This window comes from Trinickia sp., assembly GCF_051953405.1.
GTDB lineage: Bacteria > Pseudomonadota > Gammaproteobacteria > Burkholderiales > Burkholderiaceae > Trinickia.
In genome coordinates, this window is record NZ_JBQCIV010000149.1 from 1 (window position 1) to 21,416 (window position 21,416).

Annotated in this window: 16 protein-coding genes and 1 pseudogene; 14 read left to right on the forward strand and 3 right to left on the reverse strand. The window is 64.6% G+C overall.

The annotated features are described in order from the left end of the window. Together ACTHN9_RS26620 and ACTHN9_RS26625 are read right to left on the reverse strand one after the other, a co-directional pair. Positions 1 to 465: pseudogene (locus tag ACTHN9_RS26620) on the reverse strand (hypothetical protein); the annotation flags it as partial. 152 nt (positions 466 to 617) lie between these two features. Beyond that, the gene (locus ACTHN9_RS26625) at positions 618 to 1,589 is read right to left on the reverse strand and encodes a helix-turn-helix transcriptional regulator (RefSeq protein WP_440539818.1); all 972 of its coding nucleotides are present in this window, start codon (positions 1,587 to 1,589) and stop codon (positions 618 to 620) included. A gap of 279 nt (positions 1,590 to 1,868) precedes the next feature. Between ACTHN9_RS26625 and ACTHN9_RS26630 the strand changes: the two genes are divergently transcribed. From ACTHN9_RS26630 to ACTHN9_RS26695, 14 genes are all read left to right on the forward strand, one after another. After that, positions 1,869 to 2,753: a helix-turn-helix transcriptional regulator gene (locus ACTHN9_RS26630; protein ID WP_440539819.1), complete on the forward strand. Its 885-nt coding sequence runs from the start codon at positions 1,869 to 1,871 to the stop codon at positions 2,751 to 2,753. Between the two features lie 259 nt (positions 2,754 to 3,012). Further along, positions 3,013 to 3,207 (forward strand): Flp family type IVb pilin, encoded by a 195-nt coding sequence (locus ACTHN9_RS26635; protein ID WP_440539832.1) that lies wholly within the window; start codon positions 3,013 to 3,015, stop codon positions 3,205 to 3,207. A 58-nt stretch (positions 3,208 to 3,265) separates the two neighbouring features. Continuing rightward, positions 3,266 to 3,739 carry an A24 family peptidase gene (locus tag ACTHN9_RS26640; protein ID WP_440539820.1) on the forward strand — a complete coding sequence of 158 codons (474 nt, stop codon included), beginning with the start codon at positions 3,266 to 3,268 and terminating at the stop codon, positions 3,737 to 3,739. Between the two features lie 18 nt (positions 3,740 to 3,757). Next, positions 3,758 to 4,744: a Flp pilus assembly protein CpaB gene (gene cpaB, locus ACTHN9_RS26645; RefSeq protein ID WP_440539821.1), complete on the forward strand. Its 987-nt coding sequence runs from the start codon at positions 3,758 to 3,760 to the stop codon at positions 4,742 to 4,744. Positions 4,745 to 4,863: 119 nt separating this feature from the next. Continuing rightward, entirely contained in the window at positions 4,864 to 6,168 is a 1,305-nt protein-coding gene (locus ACTHN9_RS26650) for a type II and III secretion system protein family protein (protein ID WP_440539833.1), read from the forward strand. Positions 6,169 to 6,177: 9 nt separating this feature from the next. Continuing rightward, the gene (locus ACTHN9_RS26655; RefSeq protein ID WP_440539822.1) at positions 6,178 to 6,618 is read left to right on the forward strand and encodes a CpaD family pilus assembly lipoprotein; all 441 of its coding nucleotides are present in this window, start codon (positions 6,178 to 6,180) and stop codon (positions 6,616 to 6,618) included. Positions 6,619 to 6,632: 14 nt separating this feature from the next. Next, the gene (locus ACTHN9_RS26660) at positions 6,633 to 7,847 is read left to right on the forward strand and encodes an AAA family ATPase (protein WP_440539823.1); all 1,215 of its coding nucleotides are present in this window, start codon (positions 6,633 to 6,635) and stop codon (positions 7,845 to 7,847) included. Then, complete coding sequence (locus ACTHN9_RS26665; RefSeq protein WP_440539824.1) at positions 7,847 to 9,418, forward strand: CpaF family protein; 1,572 nt, start codon at positions 7,847 to 7,849, stop codon at positions 9,416 to 9,418. The genes ACTHN9_RS26660 and ACTHN9_RS26665 overlap by 1 nt, the downstream gene beginning before the upstream one ends. After that, positions 9,415 to 10,389: a type II secretion system F family protein gene (locus ACTHN9_RS26670; RefSeq protein WP_440539825.1), complete on the forward strand. Its 975-nt coding sequence runs from the start codon at positions 9,415 to 9,417 to the stop codon at positions 10,387 to 10,389. Before ACTHN9_RS26665 ends, ACTHN9_RS26670 begins: the two co-directional genes overlap by 4 nt. Beyond that, the gene (locus ACTHN9_RS26675) at positions 10,386 to 11,321 is read left to right on the forward strand and encodes a type II secretion system F family protein (RefSeq protein WP_440539826.1); all 936 of its coding nucleotides are present in this window, start codon (positions 10,386 to 10,388) and stop codon (positions 11,319 to 11,321) included. The genes ACTHN9_RS26670 and ACTHN9_RS26675 overlap by 4 nt, the downstream gene beginning before the upstream one ends. 68 nt (positions 11,322 to 11,389) lie before the next feature. Continuing rightward, positions 11,390 to 12,427, forward strand: coding sequence for a tetratricopeptide repeat protein (locus ACTHN9_RS26680; protein ID WP_440539827.1), 1,038 nt, complete (start codon positions 11,390 to 11,392; stop codon positions 12,425 to 12,427). Between the two features lie 8 nt (positions 12,428 to 12,435). Further along, positions 12,436 to 12,957 (forward strand): TadE/TadG family type IV pilus assembly protein, encoded by a 522-nt coding sequence (locus tag ACTHN9_RS26685; protein WP_440539828.1) that lies wholly within the window; start codon positions 12,436 to 12,438, stop codon positions 12,955 to 12,957. Beyond that, the gene (locus ACTHN9_RS26690; protein WP_440539829.1) at positions 12,957 to 13,529 is read left to right on the forward strand and encodes a TadE/TadG family type IV pilus assembly protein; all 573 of its coding nucleotides are present in this window, start codon (positions 12,957 to 12,959) and stop codon (positions 13,527 to 13,529) included. The genes ACTHN9_RS26685 and ACTHN9_RS26690 overlap by 1 nt, the downstream gene beginning before the upstream one ends. 12 nt (positions 13,530 to 13,541) lie before the next feature. Further along, positions 13,542 to 15,098, forward strand: a complete 1,557-nt coding sequence (locus ACTHN9_RS26695; RefSeq protein WP_440539830.1) for a TadE/TadG family type IV pilus assembly protein — start codon at positions 13,542 to 13,544, stop codon at positions 15,096 to 15,098. Positions 15,099 to 15,155: 57 nt separating this feature from the next. Here ACTHN9_RS26695 and ACTHN9_RS26700 read toward each other — a convergent pair whose 3' ends face one another. Continuing rightward, positions 15,156 to 21,377, reverse strand: a complete 6,222-nt coding sequence (locus tag ACTHN9_RS26700) for a hypothetical protein (RefSeq protein ID WP_440539831.1) — start codon at positions 21,375 to 21,377, stop codon at positions 15,156 to 15,158. Positions 21,378 to 21,416: the final 39 nt, after the last annotated feature.

Below are 21,416 nucleotides of genomic sequence, written 5' to 3' on the forward strand. Positions count from 1 at the left end.
CACCGAGCGCGCCGCGATCGGCCGGCCGAAATCGTTGGTCGTCTTATCCGCCGGCAACGGCCCATCGGTGAACGCCTGGCCCGCCGCGTTCAGCGAGGACATATCGGCGAATTGATGCGTCAGCGCCACTTCGCTGACCGCCTGCGCGAACGGGTCTACCTTCGTGCCCGTGCCGCTCGGTTGTGGATGGTCCACGTTGTATTGCGCCACCAACGCCACCGCCGCACGCTGCAGTTGATCGAGCGTGAGCGCCGCGCCGCTCGCGTCGTTATCTTTAAGCACCGCTTGGATCGCGCTCGTCAGCGCGCCCGTATCGGTCGGTGCGCTGTTGCCCAGCTTAGCCTTGAGCGCTTGCTCAGCCGTGGCGATCTCGTCCGCCTTCGGCGGCGGGGGCGGTGGTGGAGGCGGCGGCGGCGGCGGATAGAGAATCTGCCCGTTGTCCAAGACGATTGGCGCCAGCCCCATTACAGCCTCCGAATCTCAGCGAATCAAAGATATAGAAAAAATTGATCCCAATCTTAAGATTCGAGGATATGTTAAGGATTTATTTCAATCCACGTCCCTCTTCGTAGTCTTTAATCCCCATCGCGGGAAAATCGATCGCGTGCCTACGACACTCAGGCGAGTGCCATTGAACCGGCGAGAAAAGCAAGCTGAATCCGGTTCGCCGCGCCATATCGCCGACGCAGTATGCGCAAGTGGTAGTCCACGTTATGCGCCGTGGTCTGCAGCCGCTGCGCGATCTGCTTATCCGAAAGCCCGCTGCCTAGGCAGGTCAGAATGCGCAGTTGCATCTCCGACAATTCGTCCTGCTGGCCGTGATGCGCCGGCTCCGACATCGCACGATGCAACGACAGCCCGAGCGTCAACGCCTGCGTCATAACGTTGCAATCGATCCAGTCGCGACTGGCGGTGCCCGCACCGAGGCTGATCACCGCACGCAGCCCACTGGGAACGATCGTGATGCCGAACATCACGCCGCTACGAATATCGTCTACCTCGAGCGCCTGGAACAGCCCCCGCAGCGAAGGTGGGGCGCCATCGCGTCGCCACGCATGCACGAGCCACTGCATGTCCCATGCGAGCGGCGCATTCGAATGCAATACCGATGCCAGACGCGGATCGTGCAGGTGATAGCCCGCATCGAAATACTCGGCGCCGAAATGCCGCTGCGTATTGGCCTCGATTGCCCATGAACCGCCGCATGCCGCCTCGACTGGACGCACGGTCATATACGCCAATTCGCGAAAACCGATCACGCTCAGCATGCCGCGCACCAGGCGCATCCGCTCCTCCGAGTCCCGCACGGCCAGCAAATCCGCGGCGATTCGCATCTCGCCGCCCGGCATGGGCGTGCGACCGCATAGGCCGAACTCGGCCGACTCTGCCGCCTGCGCCTCGGCGTGCGGAACCCCTTGAGCCGAAGGTCCGACGGTCGATGTCGCCGCCCGAGGTTTCTTTCTGATCGTCCGAGCACCGCGCACCACTTTACGTTCCTCATGCAGGTCGTTTGCCTCGCGCTGCCTCGCCTCGAGCGTAGGCTCGATATCGAAGCAATCGTCGAAGCAATCCGCCGCAGGCACTTCCATCTTTCTCTCCGCAAAAAAACGTCAACGAGAAATCGGCTGAAAAATACGAATACGGTTCGCTTACGCCTCGAAGGCCCACGCAAAACGCCACGGATACATGATCGCGCGAGCCGTCCTCCCACCGATAAGGAAATTCCGTAGTGCAATTCCCGACACGCGGCCAAATACGCATCGCGACTACTGGTTTCCTTAAACCGCGTTGGCGTCTCGCTCGGCGATACTGCTATCAAGCGCGAATGCGGATGCAAGAAGGACAAAAATTCACCGCGAGGACTATCCATGAGTCACTACCCAGGCGAAACCGATCGCGAGTCGTCCCAACTGGTTGCGTTCGGCGACGCCGACCTGGCACGCGTCGATCCCATCCGCGCGGGCGGCGAGGAATCGAGCCGACCGCCGGGAGGATTCGCCCACGAACTGGCCTCGGTAGATTGCCCTGAAGCGCGCCAGCGGCTGCTACGCACTGCGTTGCGCGCAGCCGGTTTCGATACGCTGTGCTACATCCGTGCCACCCGCATCGGGGAAACCTTCCGGCGGCTGGCTTACTACCAAACCTACTCTCCGCCGGGCTGGGCCGCGCGCTACCTACGCGAGCGATTCTTCGACGTCGATGCACGGCTCGCCTTCTCGAGCCGCAATGAATGGCCGCTGTTGTGGGACTTGCAATCGATCGCGCTCGCCCCACCGTCGACTGCCGCCGCGGATGCGACATCCGCATCGGCACAGCAGCCGGCCAAACGATTCGCGCACGCCGAGCGACTGCGGGCCGCCGCGCACGCGGCCGGCATGCTATCCGGGGTTTGTTTCGGGCTCGCCTCGTCCAATGCGTTCGATACGGCCATCGTCCTGTTCGCGTCATCTAGGCCGTCTCGGGAACGAATACTCGATACCGCCGTCGGTCACGCCTATGCGATCGGCGTTGGCCTGCACGAGTTTCTGCTCGCGCGCGCCATGCATCTGCACAGGCCCGAGCACGCAAGCCATCTGAGCCCGATGCATCGCAAGATTCTCGAACTCCTCACGCTCGGCCTGAACGACAAGGACATCTCAGAGCGGCTCGCGACGTCGCCTCATAACGTCGACTATTACTTACGGCAGTTGAAGAAGATGTACCACGCGGTCAACCGCGTACAGTTGGCTTACATCGCAGGCCGCGTGCTTTGAGCATGCGGCTCGCGTGCGAAAGGTATCGCAAGGGTAGATTCGTAGTCGGCCTCGCGTAGCCCTCGCGCAATCGATCGATGCCTACGTAATGCCGGAATTGAATGGGGCGCATCGGCCTCGGTATAGTGGAATCGAAGACCAAAGCAGCGAACAAGCAACAACGTCGAAAAATGAGTGGCGGTCATTGTCTTTCCTCAAAGGCGACGTCACGAATTAAATGCGTAGTACTACTAATCAAATCGATGAGCCGGGGTTTCTCATGTTCTCTCTTCTCAAGTCCATTCGGCGTGACGACCGGGGCGTCAGCTCGATGGAGTACGCCGTTCTCGCAGGCATCGTCGTGGTGGCCGTCGTGGCCGCGGGCGTGCTGCTTCAAGACGGACAAACCGGGATTCCGGGCTTGTTCAATCAGCTACTGACCAAGATTCAAAACCAAATCAATCCGCCTGCGTAACGGCTAAGTACGAGCGTTCGCGGCGCTTTCGGAAGGAACGCCGCCCTCGATTGCCATCATGCCGAATGCGATTGGCTATATCGCAGGGGTCTTGCTGCTCGCGTTGTCGTGGACCGATCTGCGTGACCGGCGTTTGCCCGATCCGCTCGTCGCGGGTTTTGGCGCGCTGTTTCTCCTGCATGCATGGCTCGTCGCCATGCCGTGGGGTGTCGTCGCGCAACACGTCTTGACCGCGTGCGCCTGCTTTGCGATCGGCGCGTGTCTGTACGTGGCGGGCCAGTTGGGCGGGGGCGACGTGAAACTCGCCAGCACGCTCCTGCTCTGGGTCGGCGCCCGTGCTGCGTGCCCGACGCTCGCGCTCGTCTCGCTAGGCGGCCTCGCGCTCGTGCTTGTCGGCGTCGCGGCAGATCGGTTCGCGCCGGGCTCGACATTCGGCCATTGGTGGTCGGCGAAGCGCGGTCTGCCCTATGGGGTCGCGCTTGCGATCGCGGGCTGGTGCGCCCTGCTGCCCCAAACGCCAATCAACGGATAAAACCATGCGGACATCGTCATGTCGAGCACAGTCAAACTAGCGCTGCTCGTCGGTGTTGCCATCGTCACCGCGCTGATCTTGCGCATGCTGTTCATCGCAGCGTCTGCGCATACGTCATCCGCCTCGGTGCAGCGGGTCCGAAGCGCCGCGAGCGATTTGCCGCCGGGCCTGTTGTTGCGCGACAGCGATCTCGCTTGGAGAGAGATGCCCTCGGGGCGTGCGCCCGTCGGCGCCGTCCTGCAAAACGATCCGGCGACGCCCGATGTCGCCGGCGCCGTCGTGCTGCATGCCTTGACAGCCGGCGCGATCGTCACGTCGCGCGACGTCGTGTTTCCCAATGCCCCGGGCTTTCTTGCCGCCGCGCTCAAGCCCGACATGCGCGCCGTCTCCGTGGCCATCGACGATGTCTCCGGCAACGCGGGACTCATTCAACCCGGCGACTACGTCGATCTGATCCTCACGCAAAATCTCAACGGCAAGACCGATTCGCCGCGTTTATCGGTATCGAGCGAGACCGTCGTCAATCACGTACGCGTGCTCGCCGTCGGTACGGAATTCACCCGCCCGAAAGGCGACGCGGCCCCGGGCGGCACCTCGCACGCCCGCACCGTGACGCTCGAAGTGGATCCGCGTACCGCCGAAGTCGTCGCGATCGCCGCGCGCCTGGGCACCCTATCGCTCGCGTTGCGCAGCTTCGCCACGCTCGTGCGTTCGACGCCCGGTGCGCAGGCGCCGGCCGAAGCCACCCCCGAGAATGCGCCGCCGATCTGGGCCGGCGACGTCTCGCGTGCCGTCCGCGCGCTGCCGGCCATCGAGCGGGAGGGCGCGCCCGGCCGTTCGCAAACGCCTTCGGTACTCGTCTATCGCGGCTCGAGCAAAAGCGATCAAGAAGCCGAAGTCTCGCCGGCGCAGGCTGGCGCGGCGCCCAACGCGCTGCCCGCGCCCCTAGCGCCGGGCCTGCCGCCTATCGTCTCTCCCGCCGGACCTTCCGCCTCGAATCCATGACAGCCGCCCTCCCCGCGCACGATATTCGGCGCCCGCCTTCCCGCTTCGGGCGCCTCGCGCTCGGCCAACGCCTCGCGCGCCTGACCGTGATCGCTTGCACCGCACTCGTGGCGCTCGTCATGGCGCGGCCCGCCCAGGCGCTCGAGCCATCGCCCTTGACGATCGCATCGGGCTCCGGCGAAGTGGTCCAGCTCGGCCAACCGGCCGTCGCCGTATTTGTCGCCGACCCGGACGTCGCCGACATTCACGTGCCGACGCCGAACTCGGTCTTCGTCGTCGGTAAAAAGGAAGGTCGCACGACGCTGTTCGCGCTCGGACCCAACAATCGCGTCATCTTGCGCCGCTCGGTGCTCGTGCACCGCGATCTCGATGCGCTCGATAACTTGCTGCGGCAGCGCTTTCCGCATCTGTCCTTGAAACTCGTCTCCGCGCCGGGCTCGCTGATGATTTCGGGCGCCGTCGACTCGCCCGCGGAAGCGGACGCGATCGCGCAAACCTTGACGCCCGCGCTACGCGAGAAGGAAACGCTCATCAATCATCTGACGGTCAAGCAGCCGACGCAGGTGTATTTGCGCGTGCGCATCGTCGAAATCGACCGGAATGCCACCCAGCAGCTCGGCGTGAATTGGTCTGCCGTCGGCAGCATCGGCAACTTCGTCGTGGGGCTGCTGAGCGGCCGCGAAATCGTGAACCCGACGCAAGGGTTCTACGAGTTGCCGCCGTCGGCCGCGACAGGCGTACTGTCGGGCTTCAAAACCGCTCACTCGTCCGTTCAAAACGTGATCGACGCGCTCGATCAAGACGGCCTGCTCACGGTGCTCGCCGAACCGAACTTGACGGTTTTATCCGGGCAAACCGCCAGCTTTCTCGCGGGCGGCGAATTCCCGATACCGGTCGCCCAGCAGCAGAACACAGTCACGATCGCATTCAAGCAGTTCGGCGTCTCGCTGGCCTTCACGCCCACCGTGCTCGACGACAATCGCATCAGCATGAAGGTGCGTCCGGAAGTCAGCGAGATCGACACGACCAACGCCGTCACCACCAATTCGCTGAGCGTACCTGGCCTGTCGGTGCGGCGCGTGGAGACGACCGTCGAACTCTCGAGCGGCCAGAGCTTCGCGATCGGCGGACTGCTGCAGAACGAAACACGCGACATCGTTTCGCAGTTGCCGGGGCTCGGCAAGCTGCCGATCCTCGGCCGCCTGTTCTCGTCGAAGAACTATCAGAACAACAAGACCGAACTCGTCGTGATCGCCACGCCCTATCTCGTGCATCCGGCCAATGCCTCGCAAATCGCCAGTGCCGAGGACAGCATCATGATGCCGAGTTCGGACGTCGAAACCATTTTGCAGCGTAAAACCGGGCTCGATCCGCTCGACGGATCGACACCGCGTCTCGTCGGCGCAGCCGGCTTCGTCTATTGAGGAGGGGCCATGCGATCGATCCGATCCACCGTTTGCATTCGATTGGCGACGCCGCGAGTCGCACTGCGGCGTGCGCTGCTGCTCGCGCTGCCTTTCGCGCTACTCGGCGGCTGCATGTCGACGCCGCCGCGGCTTGGCTTGCCGGATGCGTCGATCATCCGCCTACGCGACGGTCGCGCCCTGCCCCCCGATTGCGCGCCGCTCGTCGAGCATTCCGACTTTCTCGACGCGGGCGCCGCGCGCCCCGACGTCGCCTTCGGCTGCGCCACCTACACCAACCTCGCGGCGATGCTCGTGCGTGGGTCCGACCTCACGGATCCGGTGCCTTTCGGCGGGCCCGATGCCGATGTTGCAGCCGATGCCGTGCGCCGTTACGAAACCGGCAAGGTCATGCCGCTGCAAAGCAGCAGTACGTCGAGCGCAGAGCCAACGTCGAACGGCAACAAGTGAACCGGTGACTTGCCATGACCTCCTTACTGAAACTGGCTACCCCACCGCGCAAGAGCAGCCTCAGCGCGAACTTCGTCGCATTCGTCGCCGATCGCAACAGCGAAGCGTTGATGCAGCGCTTCGCGCAAGAGCAGAACATCGCGCACGCGTATGTGCAAACAGGCGGGATCGACGAAGCGATCGACCATCTGTCGAAGATGCAACGCTCGCCCGCTCAATTGATCGTCGACGTCTCGACGGTGGCCATGCCGCTGTCCGAACTCGAACGGCTCGCCGCCGTGTGCGAGCCGTCGGTGCAAGTGATCGTCGTGGGCGCGGCGAACGACGTGGGTCTGTTTCGCAATCTGCTCGAAATCGGCGTACAGGACTATCTCGTCAAACCGCTCACAATCGAGCTACTGCGCCGCGCGATCGGCTCGGGCCGCGACGCGCAGCCGCTGCGGCAGTCGCGCACCGGCAAAGCCATCGGATTTGCGGGCACCCGCGGCGGCGTCGGCGTCACGACGGTCGCCACACACCTCGCGCATCATCTCGCGAACGCCGGTCGCCGCATCGCGCTCGTCGATCTGAACCTGCACGGCGGGGCCGCCAATTCGATGCTCGGCCTCAAAAGCAATAACGGGCTGATCGACGTGCTGCGCGATGCCGACCGCCTCGATCAACAATTCGTCGAGCGTTCGTTGGTCGGCCGCGGCAACCGTTTGTTCGTGCTGTCGGCGGAGCTGCCCTATGGCGAGCCGTTCCGGGTGCCGGACGGCGCTTTAGGAGAAGTGATCGAGCGGCTCAAACCGCACTTCCACTACATCCTGCTCGATATTCCAGGTCAAGGCCATGCGCTTGCCGATTGCGCGATCGGCGAGACGCAGGTGCTCTATCTCGTGGCCGACCCCTCGATTCACTCGGCGCGCGAAGTCTTGCGCCTGACACGCCATATCGATAACCGCGAAAAGCCGCCTTCCACGTCGGTCATTCTGAACTCGCCCAATGCGGCGACGAGCGGCCGACTGAAGACGGCCGACTTCGTGGGCGCGATCAACCGTCAGGTCCTGCTCGAATTGCCGTTCGACGGCGCAGCGCTCGCCACCGCAGAGAACCTCGGCGAACCGGCCCCGCCGGGCAAGTCGCGCTATCGCGATGCCATCGCCGCGCTCGCCGACAGCCTGAGCGGCCGCCCGCTAAGCACGTCCAGCTCGTGGTACACGAGGCTGCTCACGAAACGGAGCACGTGATGTTCGGTCAGAAAAAAGCGGCATGGCGGGCCGAGCCCGTCGAGCAACGGACGTTCGAGCATGCGCCCGGATCGCACAATGCGACGCCCGCGACCGCTTGCATCGACGAGGCGGTCGAGCCTGGCCTCGGGGGGCTACACCCGACACCTTCCGCAGTCGATACACCCGCGGGCGCCTCGAGCGACGATACGCAAGCGCTCGGCCGGGCCAATGCGCAACGGCTGCGAAAGAATAGTCATGAGAGCGCATACCGGGATCGGCTGCCTTCGCCGGAGAAGGCACCCTCCGCCGGCACGCCGAATGCGGGCATGCTGATTCGTTCGGACGGCTTCCGCGTCATCCGCTCGCTGGTGCTGGCTTCGATGAACGTCTCGGCGGCCGTGATGCAGACGCGCGAGCATGTACAGGCCGAAATCACCCGGCTGGCCGCCGATATCGTCGAACGCGAGCGTCTGAAGCTCACGCAGTCCGAGCTGACGCAAGCCGTCGACGAAATCCTGAACGACATGTTCGGCGTGGGCCCCATCGAGCCGCTGCTGACCGACGATACGGTCACCGACATCCTCGTGAACGGCGCGGATCAGGTGTACGTGGAACGTTTTGGCCGGTTGGAGCTGACACCGCTGAAGTTCCGCGACAACGCCCACGTCGTCAACGTCGCGCAGCGGATCGCGGCATCCGTGGGGCGGCGTGTCGACGAGAGCAGCCCGATGGTCGATGCGCGCCTGGCCGACGGCAGCCGCGTCAATGTCGTGCTGCCGCCGCTCGCGCTCAAAGGGGCATGCATCGCCATTCGAAAGTTTGCCAAGCGCGATATCACACTCACGCGCATGACGACGCAAGGCACCCTGTCGGCGCCGATGGCTCGGGTACTCGAAATTGCCAGCGCATGCCGCTTGAACATCGTCATTTCCGGCGGCACCGGCTCGGGCAAGACGACGCTGCTCAACGCCATGTCGCATTACATCGATGCGCGCGAGCGCGTCGTGACGATCGAAGACGCCGCCGAACTGCAACTGCAGCAGCCGCACGTGGTGAGCCTCGAAACGCGCCCGGAGAACGCCGAAGGGCTCGGCGCCGTCACGCAGCGCGATCTCGTGCGCAATGCGCTGCGGATGCGCCCGGACCGCATCATCCTCGGCGAAACGCGCGGCCCCGAAGCGTTCGACGTGCTGCAGGCGATGAACACCGGCCACGACGGCTCGATGACGACCGTTCACGCGAACACGCCGCGCGATGCGATCACGCGGCTCGAAAGCATGGTGATCATGGCCAACGGGAATTTGCCTTTGCTTTCCATCCGCCGGCAGATCGCGAGCGCCGTTCAGTTGATCGTGCAGACCGAGCGCATGCGCGACGGCATGAGACGCGTCACGCACATTACCGAGATCGTTGGCCTCGAAGGCGAAGTGATTCTTACGCAGGATTTATTCGCGTTCGAATACGACGATACGCATGCCGTGGAAGAGATCAGAGGCAGGTTCGTTTGTTCGGCGCTGCGACCGAGTTTTTCCGCGCGCGCCGCTCACTTCGGTCTCGAAGACAGCCTCATGAAGGCGATCCATTCATGAGCGCGCCCAACGTTTTCGCGCTCGCCGTTTTCCTCGCCGTGCTCGCGAGCGGGCTCATCGCGCATACGGCGCGGCAGGTGCTGCGCGCGCGGCCCGCGGCCGTGATGCGCGCACGCCTTGCCGACCTCGGCGAAGTGCCCTCCGTGCAAGCCGACGATCGCCCGGCGGACGCCGCGGCCTTGTTTCACGAACGCAATCGGCGCGTCAAACTCTGGGCTCGGTTCGACGAGCGCCTACGATATCTGGAGGTCGTCAGCGGCAAGAACGGGCTGCGGCTCGCGGCGCTTGTCGTCGTGGCGGCAACCGTCGCCGCGGTCGGCATCGCGCGCATCGACGTAATGCCCTCCTGGTCGCTTCCCGTGCTGCTCGTCGCGTTGCCGGCGTTCGGCGTCAACTGGCTCTCGCGGCAGCTCGTCGAGCGCTTTCGCCTCGCTTTTCTGAACGTCTTTCCCGACGCGTTGGAATTGATGGTGCGTGCCGTACGCGCCGGCGTGCCGACGGTGCGGGCGATCGAGATCGTCGCCGACGAATGCGCGGCCCCCGTCAGTCTGGAATTTCGCAAGATCGCGGACAGCCTGCGCCTGGGCATCGAACTCGAACGCATCCTGAACGAATCGATGCACCGCCTGCGCGTGGCCGAGTTTTCGTTTTTCTGCGTGGCGTTGCTGCTGCAGCGCGAAACCGGCGGGCCGCTCAGCGATACGCTCGAGGGCCTGTCCGACATCGTGCGATCGCGCAAGGACGTGCGCATGAAAAGCCGCGCGCTGACCGCCGAAAGCCGGCTGGCGAGCCGCATCATCGCCTGCGTGCCGCCGCTCGTGTTCGGCTTGCTCTACACCGTCAATCGCGAATACGTCCAGATCCTGCTCGACACGAAGCCGGGCCACATGATCGTCGTCACGAGCGGCGCCTTACTCACGTTCGGTCTGCTCGTCATCCAGAAGATCGCCAAATTGGACACGCGCACATGATGCCCTCGCTCGTCGATACCGTGCTATCGGTCGCCGTTATTGCCTTCGCCGCATTCGCGGTGATCCGCAACACGACGCCGGCGGCGCGCATTGCCCAGCGCGCTCGCACGCTCGGTGAAACGCCGCGCGCCGTCAACGTCGCCGACGCGGCGCCAAGCTCGTTCGCGCAGCGTGTCGGTGCACGCTTGGCGGCCCTCGGCGAACGGCTGCCGATCTTCGAAGCGGCGCACCGCAGCGAACTGGCCAAGCGCCTGCTACGCGCCGGCTTTCGCGGCAATCGCGCGGCCTCGGCGCTGATCGGTATCAAAGTGCTCTTCGGCGCGGTAGCCGCACTGACCATGTTCGTGCTCGGCCATCGCCTTCCCGTCGTCGAAAAACTGTTGGTGCTGCGTATCATCGTCGCAGGCGCCTTCTTCATGATCGGCATGATGCTGCCCGAGTTCGCCCTTCAGATCTACACGCGCAAACGCCAAGCCCAAATCGCCTCGGCGCTGCCCGACGCGCTCGATCTGCTCGTCATCTGCACGAATGCGGGACATAGCCTCGCCGTGAGCATCGTTCGCATCGCGGAAGAAATGCGTGCGATTGCCCCCGCGCTCGCGCACGAACTCGAGCTGACCGCACAAGAGCTGCGCATCGACAGCGACAGTTCCGCGGTGTTGCGCAATCTCGCGGAGCGCGTCGATGTCGCTTCGCTGCGCGCACTGGTGACGACGCTGAATCAGTCCCAACGTTACGGCACGCCCATCACGCAAGCTTTGCAGGTACTGGCGCGCGCCGAGCGAACCCAGCATATGCGCCGGCTGGAGGAGCGTGCCGCCAAGCTGTCGATCAAGATCACCTTGCCGATGATGTTCTTCATTTTGCCGACGGTCGTTCTCATTGCGGCCGGCCCTGCCGTGCTGCGCCTCATGACGGTGTTTCACAAATGATCATCAAAACTCGCGCCCTTCGGGCGGCTGCCCTTGTATCCCTCGCCATGCCGCTATGCGCGTGCACAGTGACCTCCGTCAAATCGGAAACGCATGCTGGCCTTGCGCCCGACCATATCGAGCGCACGACGGGCGACGTCAAGCTCAGCGATGCCTCGCTCGCGACGAGCGCCTTGCAAAGCGGCGACATCTCGCTGGCGTCGTCGCTCTATGCCAAGACGCTCGAGCAGCACCCGAACGACGTCGACGCGCTGATCGGCATGGGAACGACCTTGGCGGACGCCGGCGATTTCGAGCGGGCGAGAGAGACCTATCGGCACGCGATCGCAGTCGCCCCCAAGCGCACGGAGCCCGTGCTCGAATTGGCACGGCTCGATTTACGCCAACGACGACTCGACGAGGCCATTGCCCTGTACCGCCAATTGCTTTCCCGCGAGCCGGCAAGCCGTTTCGCCAGCGCGGGGCTAGGCACTGCTTACGCCGTCAAGGGCGATGCCCGTGCCGCGCAAGAAACGTTCGAAGCGGCATTGCGAGCGCACCCGGGCGACGTCATGCTGACGATCGATCTAGGGTTGTCTTATGTCCTCGACGGTCAGGTGCGCAAGGGCGCGAATCTGCTGCTCGATGTCGCCGGGCAGCCGGGCGCGCCTACGCAGGCACGCCAGGACCTGGCGCTCGCCTACGGGCTGCTCGGCAACAACGACGCTGCGGATAAGGTGTTGACGCGCGATTTGCCGCGCAAGAGCGCTGAAGACAACGTCGCGTTCTACAAGGTCGTGCGCGCGAAGCTTCAATCGTTGCCGGGCGGCGTGCAGATCGCGACGCTGCCCCCTGCAAAGGAGATCGGCGTGCGTGCGATCCGAATCCCGATGACAAGCTGGCAGCCGAACACCGTGCCTGCTCTCAAGGCTGCACCGCTAGAAGCGGCCGATCGACATCGAGACGGTGCCGCCTTGCCCGCAGCGGAGCAGCAAGACGCGTTGCTGACGCCGCAGGCGATGGCCCGGGCCGTTAGGCCGCCGGCCGCGGCCGATCGGCCCTCCGGCACCGAGCCCGTCGGTGCATGGACGTTGCGGCACCAAGCGCCGCTGCTCGACCGTCAGTAAGCGCCGCCATGAACACGAGCGCATATCGGGGCCGGGGGACTTCGCCAACGCGGCGCGAGCGCGGCGCCGTCGCGCTGGAATTCGCCGTGATCGTGTTGCCCTTTCTCGTCGTGGTGTTCGGCATCGTCATGCTTTCGTTTCTCTTTGTGGCGCAATCGCTGCTCGATAACGCGGCGCGCGACGCCGCGCGCATGATCCGCATCGGCGTGTATTCGGGCTCGGGATATCAAGCCGCATTGAAAACGCAGCTATGCGGCAACGAGCTTTCCCTCGGCAACTTCAGCCTCGTTCACAACTGCACGCAGAACCTGCTTGTGCGCGTGGTGGCGGCACCGACCGGCTCGCCGGCCGGCTCCGGTTTCTGGAACCTGACGACGGTCGATTTCGGCAACGGCGGAACCCAAGAATTCGACGCACTTGGGCCAAAGAACGACGTCGTTTTGCAGCTCGGCTACGCATTCGCCACCTTTGCGGGCGGCTACACGCCGACCTTGATGTCGACCATGGCCTTTCAAACGGAGCCCTACTGATGGTTCGCCGACTGCGCGCCCTGTTCGCCGATACGCGCGGCGTCGTGGCGATGGAGTTCGCGCTCGTTTTGCCGCTCATGATTCCCCTCTTGTTCGTCGGCTACGAGATTGCGCAATACGTGCGCGCCACCATGCAGTTGCAGAGCGCGACGGCGGCGATGGCCGATCTGATCGCTCAGCAAAGCGCGGGCGTCAGCGCCGGCGGATGGAGTTCGCTCGGCAACTTCTGCAGTGCGGGCCAAATGATGATGACGCCGTTTCCGCCCGATTCGCTCGCGGTGGCCATGGCGAGCGTCTCGAATGCAGGCGGCACCGCGCAGCTCGATTGGGAAGACGACAACGAATGCTGGGTCAGCGCGGCGCCGTTGGGCAATACCGCGATCACCCTCGCGACGACGCCGAAGAATCTCATACCGAACGCCGGCACGCCGGGCGACAGCGTGATCGTCGTGCAGGCGACGTATCAGTACCATTCCCTGCTGAAGTATCTGTTGCCGATCCCGATCACGATCACGCAAACGGCCTTCGCTCGTCCGCGCGGCAATGCCCCGATCCCGTGCAACGGCTGCTAAGAGGAAATCGAAATGGGACCTCGCTTCGCTTTTGCAAGACACGCGCTGCGCGCCTGGCGGCGCTTGCTCGCCGACGAATCGGGCGCCATTGCGTTGTCGTACGCCTTGCTGTTCGTGCCGCTCATCGTTTCGATCGGATGCGCCGTGGACTACGCAAGGATGGTGCAGTATCGAAGCGCGCTGCAGGCGGCGGTGGACGAGGCCGCGCTCGCGGGCGCGGCGGCCTTTACCGATCCTAGCGAACAAAGTCGCGCAATCGGCGTGGCGACGACCTACTTCAACCAGGCGATCTTGCCGACGAGCCTCTCGCTCACCGCGCCTACCGTGACGGCGAACGCAAACGGAACGACGAACGGCGGCGCGACTGCGCATACCGTCACGGTATCGGCAACCGCGACCGTGGCCACGACGATCATGTCGATGTTCACGCCATGGGGGACGATCGGTGCATCGGCCACGGCCGGCGACCCAGTGGTCACGACGAATATGGTGGTGAACCATATCAATTGGTGGGCTTGCGACGGCAACACCGTGTACTTGTACCAGGTGCCGAAAAACCGAAGCGGCGCGGGATACGATTACGCGTCGGTGCCGGCGTTCTCCGTCGCTAACGGCGCGGCGCAAGGCAATTACTACGAAATCGGGACATCGTATTCCGCTGCCAGTCCATTGGGGAGCTTGCCTCCCGGTCAGACGATGCCCTCGTTCAGCGCCAACCAACCTGTCGGCGTGATGCTTCGCAACGATACGGACGGCAACGCGGGGATCGGCTGCGCCGCACCGGTCAGGGGCGCGAACTCTTACGGCGCACCCGACGGCGCCTCTCAGTATTTCTATTCGTCGTTGATGCTCGACAACGAATCGCCGAGTCAGCACACGAACTACCGTTATACGACGGACGTGACCCGAGACGCCAACGGCAAGATCACGCAAGTCACGAGCTATATCCCGCCCAACCCGCTTCACCCCAATGGGGTGGACCCCGAGCCGATTCCGACCGATCAGAACTACAACAACCTGTGGAACTACTTCGGCGTCAACGCGCCGGGCACCGCCTATTCGAACTGTACGTCGACGCCGCTCGATTCGAGCACGACGCGCTACCAATGCAAGACGCAATATCCGACGACGGCCACTTCGGCCTTGTCCAATTGCTCGCTGTATGTGGAATCGGGTGTCACGCAAGACTATCTCGACGGCCTGAAGGCCAACAGCCTGTCGCCCTCGGCGGCTTGGTACAACTGCTTTTCCATTCCAGGCAGCAACAGCGGCAACCCGCAGCTCTCGGCGCCCACTTGCGCGCAGATCTCGGCGCTCGCGTCGCCGGGGGCGAACGGCGCAGCCGATACTCAGCCGGTTGCGGTCTTTTGGTGGGACGACGCGGGCGGCGTGGGGCCGAACGAGCAGTTCTTCTTTCCTCAAGGGAGCTGTTCGGGCACGACGAGAAACGGCCCCGGCGGGGGCGAAGACTGCCTCTATATGAACAACTTCTTTGCGATGCGGTGCACGTTGAGTTCAGGAGGCACCGGGCCGGGCGGGACGTACACGGAGGTGGTGCTGACCCAGTGACGGCGCCTCGTCGCTCGGGCCTGTTCACGCTTATTCCAGGCTTGCGCTGGCCCTAGCTCAACCGATGCGGATGATGTCGCCCGGCATGATTCGATTCGGGTCCTGTCCGAGATGGGTAGACGGTTGGAAGCCGGGCAACTCGATCATCGACCAGTTGAATTGCGGATCGAGCGGCTGCAACCGGTCGATGGCGAGCAGTTCGTCGTCGGCACCCTGTGTTTCGTACTCCTCGGCGATGCCGATCAGGGTGTCGCCCGGCTGAACGGTGATGTCTTTGGGCTGCGGCTGCGGTGGTTGTTGCGATTGCTGTTGTTGCTGCTGCTGCCGATTCGGCGGGGATTGAGGCGCGCCATGCGTGGTCGTGGGCGGCAATGCGGGGGCGGCAGTGGATTGGCTAGGCGTCGGAGCCGGTTGCCCGGATGACGAAACCGCGGGTTGCGGGCCCGGCTTGTTTTTGCCGTCTTTCTTGTCGTCCTTCTTGACAAGCTGCGACGCCACCGCCGAGCCAGCCATGAGCGCCAATCCGGCGCCGGCCACGATCAGCGTCTTGCGGTTGGGTTTCTTTAACGTCGAGCCATAGAAGGTCCCTTCGCCCGCGGCTTGCAGCAGGCTGAATTCGCCCGAGGTCAATTTGCCGTTCGCGAGGCTGTAGCCGCCGAGCGCCGTATCCGCGATGCAATTGAGCGCATACAGGCGGTCGTTCATCTTGGACGCGCGCGTCAGCGCACGCTCGTTGGCTTCGCTCGGATCTCTCGAGAAATTGACCATCGCTCGCATATAGAGCCATTGCGTCGTCGCCGATGCTAAGCCGCTCGTGACATAGAGCGATTTCTGGAACGCGGACAGCGAAGGATCGGCGAGCGCATCGCCTGCGCCAACCGCCGATAGGAACATACTCGCGCTGCGCATGGTGCGTCCCAGCGGCGTCGTCGCGAAGTTGGTTTTCCCGACCTGGGCGGCATTCTTACTGTAGCGCTTCATCGCTTTATCGAACCTCGATTGCAATTCGTCGATCGTCGCGTCGAGGTCGATGTCGGGATGCTGTAATGCCTGCTGGTGCGCCGTGATACGGTCGAGCACATCGCGCGATTCGGCTGCCTCGACGAGGATATCCTTCAATTGCGGCAAGGCTTGCTCGGCGAACGGCGGCAAGCCGAGCAATTGGCGCTTATCCAGCAGCGACTGCATTTGCCGTTCGACTTCGTTGACATCGCCGGCGCGCGCGGCAAGCTGTGCGCGGTGCAAGTGCGCTTTGAGCGTGATGCTCATGGTCTTGGAGAAGACGGAACGGAATTTGCCGGCGAGGCTCGGCCAGGCCCGGACTCGCAATGCCGCCGTCGCCGGATCGTGCAGTTGCAGCGCATCCGTGATTTCGGGGAATGTCAGACCGGCGCCCATGATGAGCACGGACGACAGATGATGAAGCAGGTTCCAATGCCAGCCACCGTGCGAAGCGCGATCGATCGATTCGTTCGGATCGATTTCGGTGCTGTCGGGGATGATCAGTTTGCCGTCGCTGTCGAGATGAAGCGTGACGGTGTCTGTGTCGGCCGCGGGTGGGATTTCGGCGGGGTCGTCTAAGCCCACGATAAAGATGCGGCCCCGGCCATCGCTCGATGGGCTCGCTTCGCTTTGGGATCCGCTCGCAGTCGCGGCCGGCTCCGCGAGCTGCTGAGTCGGCTGCGGTTGTGTCGTCGGCTGCGGTTGCGTTGTCGTCTGCGGTTGTGTCGTCTGCGGTTGTGTCGTCTGCTGTTGTGTCGTCTGCTGTTGCGTCGTCTGCTGTTGCGTCTTCTCTGGCTGCGTCTTCTCCGGCTGCATCTTCGCCAAGCCGAAGCCCACCCCCATCATGCCTGCCGACGTGAGAAACTGCGCCCACTGATCCCCAGTCGCGTTATCGCCCGCCTTGACGAGCTGGTACCCCTGGTGCCCCATCGACGCGATGTTCGTCACCATCGCCCCCACGCCGATCAGGTTCATCACAGCCCCGGGCTCGTAGGCCTTCTCCACCTGGCCCAGTCGCTGCGCGACCTTCGTCGAACGCGCCGCCACCCCGCCCATGCCGGCCTTCGCTCCCAGCACGTTCGCCGCCAAGTCCACCCAGTTCCACGCATTGCGCCAGCCGCCGTTCTGACCCGAAGTCAGATCCTTCACCGCGCTCGCCGCGCCCCTCACGGCCTGCACCGTGAAGTACGCATCGATCATGTCCGCCAGCACCACCATCAACAGCGGCGACGTCTCCGGCTGCACCAGCATCGTGACCGCCGTCGCCACCACCGTCCCCGCGATCTCCAGGTCCGTCTTCAAGTGCTCCCAGTTGTACCAATGGTCATCCGGCTTGTACTGCTTCCAATACGCATCGTCGCTCAACAGATTGCCGTTCGCCCCCAGCACCCAGTGCGGCTGGATCATCAGCAGCCCCTTGTCCAGCCCCGTATGCGATTCCCAGTCGCTATAGCCGTGGCGCACCGTCGTATCGGCCGGCCCCACCTCCATCTCCCCGCCCTGTGCATCGATGCCTTCCACCACGCCCAACTGCGTTCTCGCCCCCTGACCCTGACGGTCCTTCGTCCACTGCATCGACAGCGTCGTCAGCTCCACCGGCGTCACCGCCGTCACGCCGCTCGGCTGCGTCACCCCTGCGCCCGCCAGCACCTGGTTCACGATCTGACCGAGCGTCGTCTTGCGGCCGTGGTCGTACACCACCTCGTTCGGGTCGTATTCCGCGAACTGCCCTTGCGTCAGCGCCTGCTGCTGCGCCAGCGTTTGCGGCACATACGTCGGGGCCTTGCCCGCGTTCTGCGCCGCGCCGATCTCGTTCAACACGCGGTCGTAGGTCGTGTCGACGTGCAAGCCGTCTTGGCCCTGCAACCCCACCACGTGCTTGCCTGTGCTCATGGCCAACTTGCCGGGCGTCCATAGTGCGTCGTCCGTAAGCTGCGTCGGTTGCGCCGCCTGCGCCGGCAGCGTGCCGCTCGGCTTGTAGCCTGTCTCGCGCTCCAACTCCTTCAGCACGTCGGCTTTCACCCCGCCTGCCTTCGGATCCTCCTCGAGGATGTCCTGCACCAGTTGAAGCGACACGTTGCCCTTCTTCTTCACGTCGCCCAAGCCGAAGTCCTGCCCCTGCACACGCACCCCGGCACGCCCCATCACCTGCGTGCGCGTGTTCAGATCCGAGCCTGTGCTGTACGTGCCCATGCCGCCGTCGGCAATCGACTTGTTGAGCAGCGTCTCGGTATCGTGGCGCAGCGCCACCATCGTCGGATTGTTCTCTCCGCCCGTTCTCACATAGATGCTCGAGAGCGTGCCGAGATCCTTCGCCTGCTGGGCCCATTGCACCACCTGGTCGGGCTTGAACTTGCTGTCGAACAGCGCCGCCGCCAGATCCGGTCCCGCGGCGAGCGTCATATCGTTCAACGTGTGCAGCTTGTCCTGCGCGCTTCCCTTGTTCACCTCTGCATTGACGTCGTTAAACAACCCCTGCACCTGCGCATCGCCGGTTACCGCATCGAATAGTTGCGGATACAGCATGGTGTCTTTGTACGCCTGCAGCGCTTTACCTGTGTTGCTCAGCCGCGTGCGCACGCTCTCGTCGCCCGGGTGATCCACCGTACACATCATCGGCGCGGCCGCCGCCGACGTGATCGCGTTCAGCGCCGTCGTCGCGATCCCCTTCACCGTCGCGTCGCCCATCACCTCGTCGTACAACGCATTGCCCGGCTGCAGGCCCGCCAACTGCGTCGTCAACGCCTCGGCCGCCGCCTCGTTGCCCGTCTGCGCCCCGCCCGCCGCCTGCTGCGCCTGCGCCACGTGCGCCAGCACCTGCTGCGCACCGAGCCCCGTCCCCAGTTGCTGCGCCGCCTGCTTGAATTGATCGCTATCGGTGCCGTATTGCTGCGCCACCGGCATCAGCGCCGCCTGCTGCACCTGCACTTGTGCCTTCCACAGCGTATCGACGTTGTTCGGGTCCGTTTGCCACGTCCCGTCCTTCTGACCCGCCGCCGCATTGAGCGCCGCCGCCAGATCCGCGTGATACGCCTGCAGCGCCTTCGCTTTATCGTCGCTGCCCGCCGGCGACTGCTGCGCCTTGTTAAGGTCCGTCTGCGCCTGATCCAGCGCCTTTTGCAGCGCCTGCATGTCGGGCGTCGGATTCTGCGTCATCTTGCCCGCCAGATCCGACAGTTGACCGGCATCGAACACCTTCATGGTCGTCAACTGATCCTTCGCCCACTGGATCGGATCCTGCGCGTTCGCGCTGCCGTCGTACTTCGTCTGCACGTACTGCTCGCCCATCACCGTCAGCGCCGCCTGCTGCAACTGCTGCTCCGTGCCGCTGCCACCGCCCAGCCACGCCCGCGTGGCCATCAGCGCCGCCTTCGGCGACATCCCCTCGCCCATCAACCCTTGCAGGTACTGCACCGTGTCCGCCCCCGCCTGCGTGCCCGGTGCGTTCGCCGCCGCATTCGACGCCGCCGACACCTGCCCGTTCTCCAGCGCGTCCTTCGCCCCCTGCAACGTCTGCGCATCGAACAGCTGATCGTTCGACAGATCCTGCTGCGCCTTCACCAGCGGATCGGGCGGCGTGCCCGCCGTGCCCGCCTTGATCGCCCCCGCGTTCTGCTGCGCCCAGTCGTTCACCTCGAACTGCGCCTGCTGCAACAGCGCCGCCTGCGCCCACGTCCCATCGTTGATCGCCGGGTTCGCCTTGCGCCCATCGGCCAGCTTCTGGCTCAGCGTCTGCGAGGTCGCACCGCTCAACGCCGTCAGCGCCGTCGAGAGCTGCGCCGCATCTTGCGGCGCCGTGCCCCCGGGCGTGGGCGTCGGCTTAAGACCCGTGCCCTGCTGCAGCAGCGTCGAGAGCTGCGCATTGCCCTTATCGCCCTGCTCCTGGTCCAGGATCGTCTGATACAACTGCATCGGCGTGCCGTCTTGCGACGCCAGCGCAAACGTATCGAACGCCTGCGGCGTCGGCACTTCGTAGTTCGCCGCCGCACCCGTCGCCGGCTTCACCCGCGGCTGCTTCGCCAGCTTCTCCAGCTCCGCCTTCGCCATCGCCGTCAGTTGCTGCCCCGCCTGCGTCTTCAGCCCCACGCTCTGACCGATCTGCGCCAGCGGCTGGTAGTACGTATCGTCGCCCGTGCGCGAGGCATCCCCGTCGCCCGCCTCGATCAGCTTCTGCAGCGGCTGCTTCAGCCGATCGAACAGCGCCCCCGCCAGCTCCTGCGAGTGCCCCCCGATCGAATCGAACAGCGCCGCCATATCCTTGAGCGAGCCCGGCTCCTTTACCGAAGCGATCGCCTGCTTCGTCTGCGCGGCATCCAGCGTGCCCTTCACCAACGCGTCGTACAGCGCCGTGCCCTGGTATTGCGACAGCACCTGCGCCTGCGCTGCCAACGTTTGCGCCGCATCGCTCGCGTCCTTGCCGTGCGCCGTCACGATGTCTTGCAGCGCCCCCGCCTGCAGCCCCTGCGCCCCGCTCACGCGAGCATCGTTCATCACTTCCCGGTACAGCGCGCTGTCCGGCGCCACGCCCTGCAACTGCGTCGAGAGCGCCTTGGCCGCCGCCGCATTACCGGCCGCATTGCCCTGGCCCCGCGCCGCTTGCACCACGTCCAGCGCCTGCGCCGCCTGCAACGACGTATGCAGATCGCCCGCCGACGGCCCGCCATCGCCCGTATCGAGCCCCAGCACCGTCTGCTCCGCTTGCCAGCGCCGATCGATCTGCACCAGGTTCTGCCGCCACGTGCCCGTGCTATCGCCCGCCGCCGCGTTCAGTTGCGCCGACAACGCCGCGTGGTACGCCTGCTCGTCCTGCGCCAACTGCTGCGCGCTCGCGTGCGCGCCCTCGTCGTGCTGCAGCGTCCCGTACGCCTGCTTCACCTGCTGCGTCGCCCCGTTCAACCCCGAGGTCGGCGCAACCGTCATCGACAGCGCTTGGGCCGCCGCCTGGCTCACGTCCGTCGTAAAAATATGATCCGATTCCAGCGCGCTTTGCGCCGCCTTCAGAATGTCGCCCTTCGTGTTGCCCACCAGCGCGTCGCCCTTGATCATCAGCGCCGCTTCGGCCAGGTTCGGATCGTTTTGCGCGCCGCCACCGGCCTGCACCAGCTCCAGGTTCACCGCCTCGCGCAGCGTCATCCCCGAGCCCATGTCGTGCTGTAGATCGTCGTGGATCTGATCCACCGAGCGCGCCGCGATCGGCCGGCCGAAATCGTTGGTCGTCTTATCCGCCGGCAACGGCCCATCGGTGAACGCCTGGCCCGCCGCGTTCAGCGAGGACATATCGGCGAATTGATGCGTCAGCGCCACTTCGCTGACCGC

Coding starts and splice junctions, on each gene's coding strand:
- ACTHN9_RS26690 (WP_440539829.1), top strand. CDS start 12,957: ATGGTTCGCCGACTGCGCGCCCTGTTCGCCGATACGCGCGGCGTCGTG.
- cpaB (WP_440539821.1), top strand. CDS start 3,758: ATGTCGAGCACAGTCAAACTAGCGCTGCTCGTCGGTGTTGCCATCGTC.
- ACTHN9_RS26655 (WP_440539822.1), top strand. CDS start 6,178: ATGCGATCGATCCGATCCACCGTTTGCATTCGATTGGCGACGCCGCGA.
- ACTHN9_RS26625 (WP_440539818.1), bottom strand. CDS start 1,589: ATGGAAGTGCCTGCGGCGGATTGCTTCGACGATTGCTTCGATATCGAG.
- ACTHN9_RS26650 (WP_440539833.1), top strand. CDS start 4,864: ATGGCGCGGCCCGCCCAGGCGCTCGAGCCATCGCCCTTGACGATCGCA.
- ACTHN9_RS26670 (WP_440539825.1), top strand. CDS start 9,415: ATGAGCGCGCCCAACGTTTTCGCGCTCGCCGTTTTCCTCGCCGTGCTC.
- ACTHN9_RS26675 (WP_440539826.1), top strand. CDS start 10,386: ATGATGCCCTCGCTCGTCGATACCGTGCTATCGGTCGCCGTTATTGCC.
- ACTHN9_RS26630 (WP_440539819.1), top strand. CDS start 1,869: ATGAGTCACTACCCAGGCGAAACCGATCGCGAGTCGTCCCAACTGGTT.
- ACTHN9_RS26700 (WP_440539831.1), bottom strand. CDS start 21,377: ATGTCCTCGCTGAACGCGGCGGGCCAGGCGTTCACCGATGGGCCGTTG.
- ACTHN9_RS26685 (WP_440539828.1), top strand. CDS start 12,436: ATGAACACGAGCGCATATCGGGGCCGGGGGACTTCGCCAACGCGGCGC.
- ACTHN9_RS26640 (WP_440539820.1), top strand. CDS start 3,266: ATGCCGAATGCGATTGGCTATATCGCAGGGGTCTTGCTGCTCGCGTTG.
- ACTHN9_RS26660 (WP_440539823.1), top strand. CDS start 6,633: ATGACCTCCTTACTGAAACTGGCTACCCCACCGCGCAAGAGCAGCCTC.
- ACTHN9_RS26665 (WP_440539824.1), top strand. CDS start 7,847: ATGTTCGGTCAGAAAAAAGCGGCATGGCGGGCCGAGCCCGTCGAGCAA.
- ACTHN9_RS26635 (WP_440539832.1), top strand. CDS start 3,013: ATGTTCTCTCTTCTCAAGTCCATTCGGCGTGACGACCGGGGCGTCAGC.
- ACTHN9_RS26695 (WP_440539830.1), top strand. CDS start 13,542: ATGGGACCTCGCTTCGCTTTTGCAAGACACGCGCTGCGCGCCTGGCGG.